This window comes from Flavobacterium humi (assembly GCF_004745595.1).
Taxonomy (GTDB): Bacteria; Bacteroidota; Bacteroidia; order Flavobacteriales; family Flavobacteriaceae; genus Flavobacterium; species Flavobacterium humi.
In genome coordinates this window covers 15,112-28,085 of sequence record NZ_SRLH01000006.1, presented here as the reverse complement: position 1 = coordinate 28,085, position 12,974 = coordinate 15,112, and the positions used below count along the sequence as shown (strand labels likewise).

Annotated in this window: 12 protein-coding genes; 3 read left to right on the top strand and 9 right to left on the bottom strand. The window is 42.7% G+C overall.

Annotated elements, in window-relative coordinates; all coding sequences use genetic code 11:
* Positions 1 to 60: 60 nt before the first annotated feature.
* Both ruvA and E4635_RS11590 read right to left on the bottom strand, forming a co-directional pair.
* Positions 61 to 642, bottom strand: a complete 582-nt coding sequence (gene ruvA, locus E4635_RS11595) for a Holliday junction branch migration protein RuvA (protein ID WP_135526865.1) — start codon at positions 640 to 642, stop codon at positions 61 to 63.
* A gap of 96 nt (positions 643 to 738) precedes the next feature.
* Entirely contained in the window at positions 739 to 3,030 is a 2,292-nt protein-coding gene (locus E4635_RS11590) for an NADP-dependent malic enzyme (RefSeq protein ID WP_135526864.1), read from the bottom strand.
* Positions 3,031 to 3,255: 225 nt separating this feature from the next.
* Between E4635_RS11590 and E4635_RS11585 the strand changes: the two genes are divergently transcribed.
* Positions 3,256 to 3,849, top strand: a complete 594-nt coding sequence (locus tag E4635_RS11585; RefSeq protein ID WP_135526863.1) for a hypothetical protein — start codon at positions 3,256 to 3,258, stop codon at positions 3,847 to 3,849.
* Between the two features lie 56 nt (positions 3,850 to 3,905).
* Here the strand turns inward: E4635_RS11585 and queG are convergent, their stop codons facing one another.
* The 4 genes from queG to E4635_RS11565 form a co-directional block, all read right to left on the bottom strand.
* On the bottom strand, positions 3,906 to 4,832 hold the full coding sequence (gene queG / locus E4635_RS11580; protein WP_135526862.1) for a tRNA epoxyqueuosine(34) reductase QueG: 927 nt from the start codon (positions 4,830 to 4,832) through the stop codon (positions 3,906 to 3,908).
* A gap of 113 nt (positions 4,833 to 4,945) precedes the next feature.
* Complete coding sequence (gene ruvB, locus E4635_RS11575) at positions 4,946 to 5,968, bottom strand: Holliday junction branch migration DNA helicase RuvB (protein WP_135526861.1); 1,023 nt, start codon at positions 5,966 to 5,968, stop codon at positions 4,946 to 4,948.
* Positions 5,969 to 6,033: 65 nt separating this feature from the next.
* Positions 6,034 to 6,339 carry a GNAT family N-acetyltransferase gene (locus E4635_RS11570; protein WP_135526860.1) on the bottom strand — a complete coding sequence of 102 codons (306 nt, stop codon included), beginning with the start codon at positions 6,337 to 6,339 and terminating at the stop codon, positions 6,034 to 6,036.
* Positions 6,332 to 6,562, bottom strand: a complete 231-nt coding sequence (locus E4635_RS11565) for a (4Fe-4S)-binding protein (protein ID WP_135526859.1) — start codon at positions 6,560 to 6,562, stop codon at positions 6,332 to 6,334. The genes E4635_RS11570 and E4635_RS11565 overlap by 8 nt, the downstream gene beginning before the upstream one ends.
* Positions 6,563 to 6,649: 87 nt before the next feature.
* Between E4635_RS11565 and E4635_RS11560 the strand changes: the two genes are divergently transcribed.
* Positions 6,650 to 8,056: an APC family permease gene (locus E4635_RS11560; RefSeq protein WP_135526858.1), complete on the top strand. Its 1,407-nt coding sequence runs from the start codon at positions 6,650 to 6,652 to the stop codon at positions 8,054 to 8,056.
* A gap of 72 nt (positions 8,057 to 8,128) precedes the next feature.
* Here the strand turns inward: E4635_RS11560 and E4635_RS11555 are convergent, their stop codons facing one another.
* The gene (locus tag E4635_RS11555; protein WP_135526857.1) at positions 8,129 to 8,926 is read right to left on the bottom strand and encodes a DUF2797 domain-containing protein; all 798 of its coding nucleotides are present in this window, start codon (positions 8,924 to 8,926) and stop codon (positions 8,129 to 8,131) included.
* Between the two features lie 79 nt (positions 8,927 to 9,005).
* On the opposite strand from E4635_RS11555, the gene E4635_RS11550 reads away from it, so the two are divergent.
* Positions 9,006 to 10,523, top strand: coding sequence for a GH3 auxin-responsive promoter family protein (locus E4635_RS11550; protein WP_135526856.1), 1,518 nt, complete (start codon positions 9,006 to 9,008; stop codon positions 10,521 to 10,523).
* A gap of 431 nt (positions 10,524 to 10,954) precedes the next feature.
* Here E4635_RS11550 and clpX read toward each other — a convergent pair whose 3' ends face one another.
* Together clpX and clpP are read right to left on the bottom strand one after the other, a co-directional pair.
* Complete coding sequence (gene clpX, locus E4635_RS11545) at positions 10,955 to 12,187, bottom strand: ATP-dependent Clp protease ATP-binding subunit ClpX (protein WP_135526855.1); 1,233 nt, start codon at positions 12,185 to 12,187, stop codon at positions 10,955 to 10,957.
* Between the two features lie 61 nt (positions 12,188 to 12,248).
* A complete protein-coding gene (clpP, locus tag E4635_RS11540) occupies positions 12,249 to 12,905 on the bottom strand; it encodes an ATP-dependent Clp endopeptidase proteolytic subunit ClpP (RefSeq protein WP_135526854.1) in 657 nt (218 codons plus the stop codon).
* Positions 12,906 to 12,974: the final 69 nt, after the last annotated feature.

The window sequence follows — 12,974 nt, the reverse complement described above, 5'->3', positions numbered from 1 at the left end:
TACTGAAATACTGAATTTAACAACCGAACTTGATCTGTAACGAGTATAGTGCTTCAACGATTATAAGTTTTTTAAGGCTTGTTTAATAATTGTTTCTACAGTAGCGTCAGGCATAGCGGCAACGATTTTCTCAACCACTTTTTCAGATGATTTCCGGACAAATCCCAAAACCTCTAAAGCAGATAACGCTTCATCTTTATTTGTATTGCTTTGCGAAATCGAAACTTCATCCAAATCATAGATTTTTAACACTTTATCCTTCAAATCAAGGATAGCCCGCTGTGCCGTTTTGGCTCCGATCCCTTTTATAGATTGAATGACGCCCACATCTCCCGAAGCAATCGCATGTATGATTTGTTTGGGTTCCAACGATGAAAGCATTGTCCTTGCAATGTTCGCTCCAATCCCGGAAACGGAAATCAGCAATTTGAATATTTCCCTCTCCGATTTTTCAACAAATCCATATAACGAATGACTGTCTTCCTTAACCAATAAATGCGTGAACAGTTTTACAAAATCTGTATTAGGCAATATACTGAAAGTATGCAGGGAAATATTGATTTGATAACCCACTCCATTACAATCAATTACAACTTCCGTAGGTGATTTTTCAACTAATTTTCCCTGAATCTGTGTTATCATAAATGAATCCGTAAACCCCCAAATATACTAATTTTCTTTAATTTTCCTTCTTTTTTCGGTCTAACTGCCTGATTAATTGATTAAATAACCATTCTGTTATTTTTGGGCCGATTTATTCCGTCTTTCTTTCTCCTGGGCATCCACAACAGCAACCGCTGCCATGTTTACCATTTCTTCCACGCTCGCTCCCAATTGGAAAATATGCACCGGCTTGTCCATACCCAGCATGATAGGCCCGATAGAATCAACTTTGTATAATTCCTTCAGCATTTTATAGGTGATATTGGCGGATTCCAGATTAGGAAAAACCAATGTATTTACTTTTTGCCCTGCCAGTTTTGAAAAAGGGAATTTGCTCTTGAGCATGTCCGGGTTTAAAGCGAAATCCGTCTGGATTTCCCCATCGACAATCAGGTCAGGATGTTCTTCATGCAGATAGGCTACTGCTTCACGTACTTTGGCCGCACTTTCATTGTTTGACGAACCGAAATTCGAAAACGACACCATGGCTACCACCGGTTGCATACCGAACATTTTGACTGTTTTGGCTGTCATAAGAGCAATTCTTGCCAGGTCCTGTGCACTTGGGTTGGTATTAATGGCCGTATCGGACAAAAACATCGGGCCACGTGGCGTCATCATCATATTTGCTGTCGCCATCCTGGTTACCCCTGGTGCTTTCCCTACCAATTCCATCATTGGTTTTACCACAGACGGGTAACTTCTCGAATATCCTGTCACCAAAGCATCAGCTTCTCCTTCATTGACCATCATGGCGGCGAAATAATTCCGTTCGCGCATCCATTTTTGGGCATCAAGGAGTGTAATTCCCCTGCGGCGGCGGGCTTTCCAGTAAATTTCGGCAAAGCGCAGCCTTCTGGCATCTTCCTCCTTGGTTTTTGGATCAAAAATAGGCACTTCGGCGTCAAATCCTAATTCTTCTTTGAGTTCGAGGATGATTTCTTTGTTTCCTAATAAGATTGGGAATCCTATTCCTTCCTCGTGTACTATCTGCGCAGCTTTCAGCACATCGAGATGGTCTGCTTCGGCAAAAACAATTCTTTTTGGATCTGTTTTGGCTCTGTTGGCCAATAACCGAACCATTTTATTATCGGAGCCTAAACGCTCTAAAAGTTCGTCTTTGTACCGTTCCCAGTCTGTGATTTCTATTTGGGCGACACCGCTTTCCATAGCAGCTTTGGCTACAGCCGGTGCCACTTCGGCGATTAGCCTCGGATCGAATGGTTTTGGGATAATGTAATCCTTTCCGAAATATAGTTTTGTTTCGCCATAGGCAATGTTCACTTGTTCCGGAACCGATTGTTTTGCCAGGCAGGCCAATGCCTTTACAGCAGCCATCTTCATGGCTTCGTTTATTTTTGTAGCACGGACATCGAGCGCTCCTCTGAAAATATAAGGAAAGCCCAACACGTTGTTTACCTGGTTCGGGTAATCCGATCGCCCGGTTGCCATAATAATGTCTTTACGGGTGGAAACAGCGAGGTTGTAATCGATTTCCGGTATCGGGTTTGCCATGGCGAAAACGATAGGATTATCAGCCATGCCCAACAGCATTTCAGGCGAAAGTATATTCCCGGCGGAAAGCCCTAAAAACACATCGGCACCAACTAATGCCTGTTGTAAATTTGTATTCGGTTTTGCTTTGGAATATCTTTTTTGCAGGTCGGACAGATCTGTCCTTTCGGAAGAAAGCACCCCGTCTTTATCGAACATGATGATATTTTCAGGATTGACCCCTAAAAGTACATATAAATTAGCACAGGCCAAAGCCGCAGATCCGGCCCCGGACACCACCAGTTTTACATTTTCAATTTTTTTGCCGGCCAGTTCCAAAGCATTTAGCAAAGCTGCCGATGAAATGATGGCCGTACCATGCTGGTCGTCATGCATGACCGGGATATCCAATTCTTCTACCAAACGCCTTTCAATTTCAAACGATTCGGGAGCTTTGATATCTTCCAGGTTGATTCCCCCGAAAGTAGGCGCGATGGCCTTGACGGTTTCTACAAATTTATCGATATCGGTCGCATCGACTTCAATATCAAAAACATCAATATCTGAAAAAATCTTAAACAATAATGCCTTTCCTTCCATTACCGGTTTTGAGGCTTCCGGCCCGATATCGCCTAATCCTAAAACAGCGGTTCCATTGGTAATTACGGCAACCAGGTTTCCTTTGGCAGTATATTTATAAACATTATTGACATCTTTCGCGATTTCAAGGCAAGGTTCAGCCACTCCCGGCGAATAAGCCAGTGACAAATCACGCTGTGTAGCGTATTTTTTAGTTGGGACCACCTGGATTTTGCCTGGTGCAGGTTTAGCGTGGTATAGTAATGCTTCTCTCCTTTTATTATCTTTTGACATATTTTAAAATTACTATGAATTTACAAAGTTAAAATATGCATTGGAACAACGAAATTTTTAGTGATTAATCTTTCATAAAGTTTGCTCCTGTTGATGGTTTGAAAAAAGTAAGATAAAATATACAAAATAGGGTAACAAAAATCCCAACCGGCGTATTTACATAAAACAATCAACGGGGAGAAAGCCGAAAATCCCGGAAAGAGTAGGCAAATTAAAAAACATATTATGAAAACATTTAAAAAAACTAACGTAATGAAAAGCTTCGCTGTAGCATTGTTCGCCAGTGTTGTATTTTTTGCTTCCTGCAACAAAGAAGAAGCGGTTCCATCCGAGAATGAAAACATTACAGCCAAAGCGCCGGGCGAGCTGAACTTCCAGCCACCGGGAAGCGCCCTCACAATGCAAAGCTGCCCTGAAACCCTTGTGAATGACGGATGCAACTTCACTTCCGGTACCGGGACAGATTTGCAAAACCAATTTACAATGGTCTCTTTATTAAACAGCTGCAGGATTGAGAGCTTGTCTCCGGGATGCAGCTGGACCAGCACAACCCAAACCAAGCTTTTCAATGCTGATTTGAGCAACTGTTGTTTTAGTGCAGGTTCTTTAAATACCCAAATAGACGGTTGGAAACAAATGGCAGTAAGCATGAGGCCTGGATCCGATTATGTAATCACGGGTTATCAGAGAATCAACGGATTTATGGTTACGGCTTACGGTCCTTACAGAATGGTAATAAGTGTTACGTACCGCAAAAAAGTATGTTCCCGCCTTCCTGCCGAACCTTCTTTGCCAATCGGGACCCAATTGGACAAATAAAAATCGTTTTGCATGTCATCTGCTAAAAATCAGGCTGTTTTTTCAACAGCCTGATTTTATTTTTTCAGGAACCCGATATTCCTTTTCAATCCTTCGAGTTTTGTCCTTTTTACAGCCGAATTTTTAAATACTTTCCTGAAGGTTTCATCTGTTATGTCTTCCCAATCTTTCCTGGAGAACGAAAGGAGTTCCGGATTAGGATTGAAAAGCGGTTCGTTGTGCGGTTTGGAGAATTTATTCCAGGGGCAGACGTCCTGGCAGACATCGCACCCAAAAGCCCAGTCGTCAAACTTCCCCTGCATTTCCAAAGGGATATTCTCTTTGAGTTCGATGGTAAAATAAGAAATGCATTTGCTGCCGTCTACAATATAAGGAGCGACAATTGCCTCTGTAGGGCAAGCATCGAGGCAGGCAGTACAGCTTCCGCAATGGTCTGTGGTGGCATGGTCATATTCCAGATCGAGGTCTACAATCAATTCGGCAATAAAATAAAACGACCCGGTTTGCTTGGTGAGCAGGTTGCTGTTTTTCCCAATCCAGCCCAAACCGCTTTTAGCCGCCCATGCCTTGTCCAGGACGGGTGCCGAATCGACAAAAGCACGCCCGGAAACTTCCCCGATTTGTGTTTGGATAAAATCCAGCAATGCTTTCAGTTTTTCCTTGATGACAAAGTGATAATCCTGTCCATAGGCATATTTTGAAATCTTATAACTTTCCGGATTTTGAATTTCCGACGGATAATAATTCAGTAATAATGAAATGACACTTTTGGCATCATCCACCAATAGCGTTGGGTTTAGGCGCTTATCAAAATGATTTTCCATGTAAGACATCTGGCCGTGCATCCGGTTGTTGAGCCAGTTTTCCAAACGGGGCGCTTCTTCTTCCAGAAAACCCGCCGGCGATATGCCACAGGACAAAAACCCGAGGCGCTTGGCTTCGGACTTTATAAGGTTTGTATATTTTGATTTGTTATCGATCACGATACTGCATTAGGGGTTGGAGCGGCATCCTTTTTGAGGAACGAAAAAAGATAAAGCGGAAAACCCGGCCCAAAGGGACACGAGGCGGAGCCGACTGCCCGAAGGGAAATGCCCTAAAACAAACCTCCCTGGATATTTGTCTGGACCTTTCCAAGATGTTTATAGGCTTTTTCGGTTACTTCGCGCCCGCGTGGTGTGCGCATGATGAAACCTTCCTGGATCAGGAACGGCTCGTAAACTTCCTCAATGGTTTCGCTGCTTTCCGAAACGGCGGTAGCCAACGTAGAGAGCCCAACCGGGCCGCCCTTGAATTTATCAATGATGGTTGTCAGGATTTTATTGTCCATTTCATCCAATCCGTGGGCATCTACATTCAAAGCGTTTAGGGCGAATTTCGCTATTTCGATATCGATTTTTCCGTTTCCTTTTATTTGGGCGAAATCCCTCACGCGCCGCAGCATCGCATTGGCAATACGCGGAGTTCCCCGGCTTCTTCCCGCGATCTCGATAGCCGCTTCCATGGTAATGGGCATTTTTAGGATCGAGGAACTTCTTTGTACAATGGTGGTCAGCAGTTCCGTATTGTAATATTGCAGCCTGCTTTGGATCCCGAAACGAGCCCGCATTGGCGCGGTTAACAATCCCGAACGTGTTGTGGCTCCGACCAATGTGAAAGGGCTCAGGTTGATTTGTACTGTCCTGGCATTGGGACCGGATTCGATCATGATATCGATCTTGAAATCTTCCATGGCGGAATACAGGTATTCTTCTACAATAGGACTTAGCCTGTGGATTTCATCTATAAATAGGACATCCCTTTCGTCCAGATTGGTTAGCAGGCCGGCTAAATCTCCCGGTTTGTCAAGCACAGGGCCGGATGTGATCTTAATCCCCACGCCCAATTCGTTGGCCAAAATATTAGCCAGTGTTGTTTTCCCTAATCCTGGCGGGCCATGGAACAAGGTATGGTCTAGCGCTTCTCCTCTAAGGTTGGCGGCCTGCACAAATATTTTAAGGTTTTCCAAAACCTGGTCTTGCCCCGTAAAATCATCAAAAGCGAGAGGCCTTAATTTTTTTTCCAAATCAAGTTCCTCGGCATTATAATTTCGATTGGTCGGGTCTAAATGTTCATTCATGTGGCAAAGATAAAAGAAAGTACTCAGTTTGCAGTGTTAAGCCGGCAGTTTCTAAAAGTGCCTCGCTACACATTGTAGCCTTTTGCCAAAATTTCCTTCCATTGCGGATGGCGTTTTACATAAGCCGCCACAAAAGGGCAAAGCGGTGCTAGAGTATACCCTTTTTCCTTGAGGTATTCCAGTGTTTTTGAAACAATGGCCGAACCGACTCCTTTTCCTTCCAGGTTCCCCGGGACTTCGGTATGGGTCAGGAACATGATGTTTTCGTTTGACAATATGAATTCTATAAATGCGGTTTTCCCTTCCACTTCGAGTTCGAAACGTTTTTTTTCTTCGTTAAGGACCAATTTGCTTTCCAAGCTATTACTCATTTTTTCCTGTTTTATTATAATACACCGAAAGGGCTCCTGACGGACATTTCTTTACCTGGTTTACGATTTCTTCTGAAGTCGCGCCTTCGGGATGGATCCAAGGTTTCTCTTTGGGTTTGAAAACGCCTGCCAAACCTCTGGCACAGTTACCGGAATGGATGCACAGGTCCTGCTTCCATACGATAGTTACCTCGCCATTTGAATATTCTCTTGCTTTATCCATAATATTAGGTTTTACTTTGACTAAAAGTACAAAAAAATTGGGTGTAAATTATGTTTTTATATCTTTATCAAAACTAACCAAAAAATTATGCAAGAAGAAAAACAGAATTTCAAACGGGAACTTGGGTTATTTGACGCTACGATGCTTGTGGTGGGCTCGATGATAGGTTCAGGGATTTTTATTGTCAGTGCCGATATTACCAGAAACGTAGGAAGTGCCGGATGGCTGATTGCCATTTGGATTGTTTCAGCTTTGATAACCATGACCGCCGCCGTGAGTTATGGCGAATTGAGCTCGATGTTTCCCCAAGCCGGCGGGCAATATATCTATTTGAAGGAAGCGTACAACAAGCTGATTGCTTTTTTATACGGCTGGAGTTTTTTTGCCGTTATCCAGACCGGGACAATTGCAGCGGTTGGCGTGGCGTTTTCAAAGTTCGCGGCGTATCTTATCCCAGCGTTCAGTGAAAATAATTTTTTGCTGGAAGCCGGGTCTTTCAAATTGAGTGCCGCACAATTGGTTTCCATCGTTACAATCATTATCTTGACGTATATCAACAGCCGCGGGGTTAAAAACGGCAAAATCATCCAAAAAATATTTACCGTTACTAAAATAGCGTCTCTGTTCGGATTGATCATTTTCGGATTCATCCTGGCGGCCAAAAGCGATATTTGGGACGCCAACTGGACAAATGCCTGGACCGCGCAATCTTTCAGCAAAGACACCAATACATGGTCCGAAATTGGCGGATTTGCCTTGCTTTCGGCTATTGCAGCTTCGATGGTAGGTTCATTATTCTCGAGTGATGCCTGGAATGGCGTGACTTTCATTTCCGGTGAAATCAAAAATCCGGAACGTAATGTAGGATTGAGTTTGTTCCTTGGAACTCTGATTGTAAGTATCATCTATGTGCTGGCCAATGTGATGTACCTGGCTGTCTTGCCGTTGCACGAGATCGCTTTTGCCCCTTCCGACAGGGTTGCAGTTGTGGCTTCCGAGCATATTTTCGGGTCTACGGGTACTATTATTATTGCTGTTATGATTATGATTTCGACTTTTGGCTGTAACAATGGTTTGATTATGGCCGGTTCCCGAGTATATTATACCATGGCAAAAGACGGCTTGTTCTTTAAAAAAGCCGCTAATCTGAATAAGGCAAGTGTTCCGGGTTGGGGTTTGTGGATACAGTGCATTTGGGCTTCGGCGTTATGCCTGACGGGAAAATATGGTGATTTATTGGATTTTGTGATGATCATTGTTATTATTTTCTACATCCTGACCATTTATGGAATCTTCATCCTGAGAAAGAAAATGCCGGATGCAGAACGCCCTTATAAAGCATTTGCGTATCCTTTCCTTCCTGCTTTATATATCATTGTAGCTACAGCGATCTGTGTGGCCTTGTTAATTGACAGGACCAGTACTTGCGGCTGGGGTGTTTTGATTATGCTCGCCGGAATCCCTGTTTATTACCTGACAAAACCGAAAGAATAAACCCGGAAAACATATCAGATTAAAAACAAAACCCGATGTACTTCTATAAGCATATCGGGTTTTTTATGGATTTTACAGTAAAGAGATTTTCACCACATAGCCTTCAAACGTCCTGATATTGAAAACAGTACCGTCTTCAAAAATCAGGTATTGGCCTTTTATGCCCATCAGTTTCCCGGTATAATCCGGTGATTTATCCAAATTGAGGCTACTGACTTTTTTAGGGTATTGCAGCACGGGGTATTGCAGTTCGAATAGGTCGTTTTTATCCAGGTCATAAAATTCATGGACAGCTTCAGGAATCAGGTCTTTTAAACTTTGGCGCACTTTGACGATGTCTTCCTCGGGCACTTCGTTTTTAAGCATTTTCTGCCAGTTGGTTTTATCGGCAAAATGATTTTTAAGGGCAACTTCGGTAATTCCGGCCAGATAACGGTTCGGTACCTCAACAATAGGAATGGCTTTTACGGCGCCTTGATCGATCCAGCGGGTGGGCACTTGCGTTTTCCTGGTTACCCCAACTTTTATTTCACTGGACAAAGCCAGGTATACGATATGCGGCTGCAATTGTACGCGTTTTTCATATTCCAGGTCACGGTCTTCGATATCCAGGTGCGCCGTGCTTAATTCCGGGTTCATGATCCAATCCCCGACAGCAGCACTGCTCATAAAACAATCGTAACAAAACCCCTGACGGAAAATCTTTTTTTTCTTATTGCAGTTCAAACATTGGTACCCCTGGAAAACAATCTCGAACTTCTTCCCCAGCAATTGGTTCATATTTAAAAAACTATGCTCAAAAACCAGGTAATACTGGATTGGGTTCCCGTTTTCTGTTTGCATTTTGGTAAGCACGCCTTCGTATGTCATTCTTGAATTAGGATTAAGGAATTTAGGATTCTTGAAAAATTATATTATTTTTGGTAAAGTTATAAATCCTAAATTAAAAATGCCTTTACCAATTATAAATTCTATCGCTTCATGGGTTTTGAAACAGCGCATCCATCAGATTGAGCTGTTTTTAAAATACCCTAATGAAGTACAGGAAGAATTGCTGATGACCCTTATCAAATCATCTGAAAATACGATAATTGGAAAGCAATACGATTTCGAATCCATAAAATCATACCACCTTTTCCAGGAACGCGTGCCGATTTCCACTTACGAAGACTTGGAACCGTTTATTGAAAGGACCCGCAAAGGGGAACAGCAGGTTTTCTGGAACGAACCCATCAAATGGTTTGCCAAATCTAGCGGGACGACCAATGCCAAAAGCAAATTTATCCCTGTAAGCAATGAAGCACTTGAAAACTGCCATTATAAAGGAAGTAAGGATTTACTTTGCCTGTACCTGAACAATAATGAGAATTCGCAATTGTTTACCGGAAAAAGCCTGCGTTTGGGCGGAAGCAAGCAATTGTATGAAGACAACAATACTTTTTTTGGCGATTTATCTGCGATTTTGATAGACAATATGCCTTTTTGGGCAGAATTCAGTAGTACACCAAGCAACAAAACATCCCTGATGAGCGAATGGGAAACCAAGCTTTTGGCCATTGTAAACGAAACCCGGATAGAAAACGTAACCAGTTTTGCAGGCGTGCCTTCCTGGATGATGGTGCTCCTTAACAAACTGCTGGAGGAAACCGGGAAAGACAACCTGTTTGACATCTGGCCCAACCTGGAAGTGTATTTCCATGGAGGCGTAAGCTTCAATCCGTACCGGGACCAATACAAAAAGATCCTGCCCAAAAATGATTTTAAATATTACGAAATCTACAATGCTTCGGAAGGTTTTTTTGCCATCCAGGACCTGAACCATTCCAATGATTTATTGCTGATGCTCGATTACGGCATTTTCTATGAATTTATTCCGATGGATGTTTTTGGCACGCCCAATGAAAAAGCGGTCCGTCTTGCGGAAGTGGAATTGAATAAAAACTACGCCGTTGTCATTACGACCAATGCCGGGCTTTGGCGTTACCTGATTGGCGACACCGTGCGTTTTACATCACTAAACCCATACAGGATAAGGGTTACCGGAAGGACCAAGCACCATATTAATGTTTTTGGAGAAGAATTGATGGTCGAGAATACCGATCTTGCCCTGTCAAAAACCTGCAGGTTGACCGGCACTGAAGTCATCGATTATACGGTTGCCCCGGTTTTTATGACCGGAAAAGAAAAAGGCGCCCACGAATGGATGATCGAATTTCGGAAACATCCTGAAAACATAGAAGAATTCAAGACTTTATTAGACCAGAACATCCAATCCTTGAATTCTGATTACGAAGCCAAACGCTATAACAATATGACTTTAAACCCGCTGACCATCAATGTGGCACGGGAGAATTTGTTTTACGATTGGTTAAAAAACCAGGACAAATTAGGAGGGCAGCACAAAATCCCACGCCTGTCGAATACCCGTGATTATTTGGAGCAGTTATTGCTTTTGCAGAAAGCCTAAAAGACATTCCGGGCTCTTTGCTCAGTTTCCTTTTCTATTTTAGAAACAAATCATGCACTTTATCGAGTATTTCAGTAGTTCATCCGCAAAATAAACCCATAATTATTTGATTACAATACTTTTACGCCAGACAAAACTCAAAAAGGTGCGTTAGGATTATAAAGCAGAATCATTTTCAAAGCCTTTTATTTGATGCTGAAAGGCCAATATAAAACCCGAATCTGCGTTATCATTAAAAATCCTTGAGGGTTTTAGTGGAAATCCGACACATACTTTACAAAGCTTATATTATTAATTCATGTTGATGAAAAAATCCTGATACAGTTATCAGGATTTTTTTTATATCCTTTGTATTGAAGGCGCTAAAGTTACCCATAGAAAAAGCCCTGTTGATCAGATCAGACAGGGCTTTTTTATATTCGGGCCTACACCTATGAAGCGATTTCGAGACGCTTGAGCAGGTTTTTGGTCAAGGCTTCTTCTACATAATGTTTGTCTATGTGCAGTTCTTTGTCTTCGGAACTTGGCAAATCGTACATGGCATCGGTCAGGATGGCTTCGCATAAGGAACGCAATCCTCGGGCTCCCAATTTGTATTCCAAAGCTTTGTCCACAATATAATTGAGGGCTTCTCCGGTAATTGAAAAATCGACCTCATCCATTAAAAATAGTTTTTTGTACTGTTTGATCAGCGCATTTTTAGGCTCTGTCAAAATAGAACGCAACGTATCCCTGTCTAAAGGATCCATGTGTGTCAGCACCGGCAGACGCCCGATAATTTCCGGGATCAGGCCAAAATCTTTAATGTCTTTCGGGATGATGTACTGCAATAAATTGTCTTTGTCTATATTTTCAGCGTTTTTCGAAGTACTGTACCCAACAGCCTGACGGTTCAATCGCTTAGAGATAATACGCTCTATCCCGTCAAAGGCACCACCTGCTATAAACAGGATATCCTGGGTGTTTACTTCAACGAACTTCTGGTCCGGATGTTTCCTTCCTCCTTTTGGCGGTACATTCACAACTGTTCCTTCAAGCAATTTAAGCAAAGCTTGCTGGACACCTTCACCCGAAACATCACGGGTAATGGATGGATTGTCGCTCTTACGGGCGATTTTGTCTATTTCATCAATAAAAACAATACCTCTCTCCGCTTTGGTCACATCATAATCGGCAGCTTGCAACAAACGCGTCAAAATACTCTCCACGTCTTCTCCCACATAACCCGCTTCAGTCAAAACCGTCGCATCGACAATCGCTAAAGGCACATCAAGCATCTTGGCAATAGTTTTGGCAACCAGGGTTTTCCCCGTTCCGGTTTGCCCGACCATAATGATGTTGCTTTTTTCGATTTCCACTTCATCATCCTGCTGCAACTGCATCAATCGTTTGTAATGATTGTACACCGCAACCGACATGACTTTTTTGGTTTGGTCCTGGCCAATTACATATTGATCCAGAAAAGCCCTGATCTGTTTGGGTTTTTGCAGTACCAAATCAGAAACCTGACGGACACCGCCGCTGGCTTTGAGCTCTTCCAGGACAATGCCGTGCGCCTGCTCAATACATTTATCGCAAATATGCGAATTGATTCCTGCAATCAGTAAATTGGTTTCGGGTTTTTTCCTTCCGCAGAAAGAACATTCTAATATTTCTTTTGCCATCTTTTCTCGCTTTCCGATTTCAGGGCCTGATTTCTCTCTCCCCTGACACCCATCTGTAAAATTATCTTCTTAAAACTTCATCAATCATTCCATATTCCTTGGCTTCGTCGGCAATCATCCAATAATCGCGCTCACTGTCCCTGAATACTTTGTCGAAAGGCTGTTTTGAATGTTTGGCGATGATCTGGTATAATTCATCTTTCAGTTTCAGCATTTCTTTCAGGTTGATCTCCATATCGGTTGCAACACCTTGTGCTCCTCCCGACGGCTGGTGGATCATTACCCTTGAATGTGGCAGTGCGGAACGTTTCCCATCGGCACCGGCACATAATAAAACAGCACCCATGGAAGCTGCCATTCCGGTACAAATCGTCGCTACGTCCGGTTTGATATACTGCATTGTATCGTAAATCCCCAAGCCGGCATACACGCTACCGCCCGGAGAATTGATATAAATCTGGATGTCTTTTGAAGCGTCAACACTTTCCAGGAATAACAATTGTGCCTGGATAATGTTTGCCACATGATCGTCTACTCCTGTTCCCAGAAAGATGATCCTGTCCATCATCAAACGGGAGAATACATCGAGTTGTGATATGTTTAACTGACGTTCTTCTATAATATAAGGTGTCATACTGCTTACGATCTTGTCGTAATACATGCTGTTCACACCGTGTTTTTTTGTTGCAAATTTTTTAAATTCTTTACCGTAGTTCATCTTTTATAAATTATGAGTTTGAATTATAAATTATGAATTAGTCCCGATTACCTCACAAAACTGCAATTT

What these genes read in the sequence shown, in the direction of transcription:
- E4635_RS11565 (WP_135526859.1), bottom strand. Translation starts at nt 6,562, where the DNA reads ATGGATAAAGCAAGAGAATATTCAAATGGCGAGGTAACTATCGTATGG.
- E4635_RS11560 (WP_135526858.1), top strand. Translation starts at nt 6,650, where the DNA reads ATGCAAGAAGAAAAACAGAATTTCAAACGGGAACTTGGGTTATTTGAC.
- E4635_RS11585 (WP_135526863.1), top strand. Translation starts at nt 3,256, where the DNA reads ATGAAAACATTTAAAAAAACTAACGTAATGAAAAGCTTCGCTGTAGCA.
- E4635_RS11555 (WP_135526857.1), bottom strand. Translation starts at nt 8,926, where the DNA reads ATGACATACGAAGGCGTGCTTACCAAAATGCAAACAGAAAACGGGAAC.
- ruvA (WP_135526865.1), bottom strand. Translation starts at nt 642, where the DNA reads ATGATAACACAGATTCAGGGAAAATTAGTTGAAAAATCACCTACGGAA.
- ruvB (WP_135526861.1), bottom strand. Translation starts at nt 5,968, where the DNA reads ATGAATGAACATTTAGACCCGACCAATCGAAATTATAATGCCGAGGAA.
- E4635_RS11590 (WP_135526864.1), bottom strand. Translation starts at nt 3,030, where the DNA reads ATGTCAAAAGATAATAAAAGGAGAGAAGCATTACTATACCACGCTAAA.
- clpX (WP_135526855.1), bottom strand. Translation starts at nt 12,187, where the DNA reads ATGGCAAAAGAAATATTAGAATGTTCTTTCTGCGGAAGGAAAAAACCC.
- clpP (WP_135526854.1), bottom strand. Translation starts at nt 12,905, where the DNA reads ATGAACTACGGTAAAGAATTTAAAAAATTTGCAACAAAAAAACACGGT.
- E4635_RS11570 (WP_135526860.1), bottom strand. Translation starts at nt 6,339, where the DNA reads ATGAGTAATAGCTTGGAAAGCAAATTGGTCCTTAACGAAGAAAAAAAA.
- E4635_RS11550 (WP_135526856.1), top strand. Translation starts at nt 9,006, where the DNA reads ATGCCTTTACCAATTATAAATTCTATCGCTTCATGGGTTTTGAAACAG.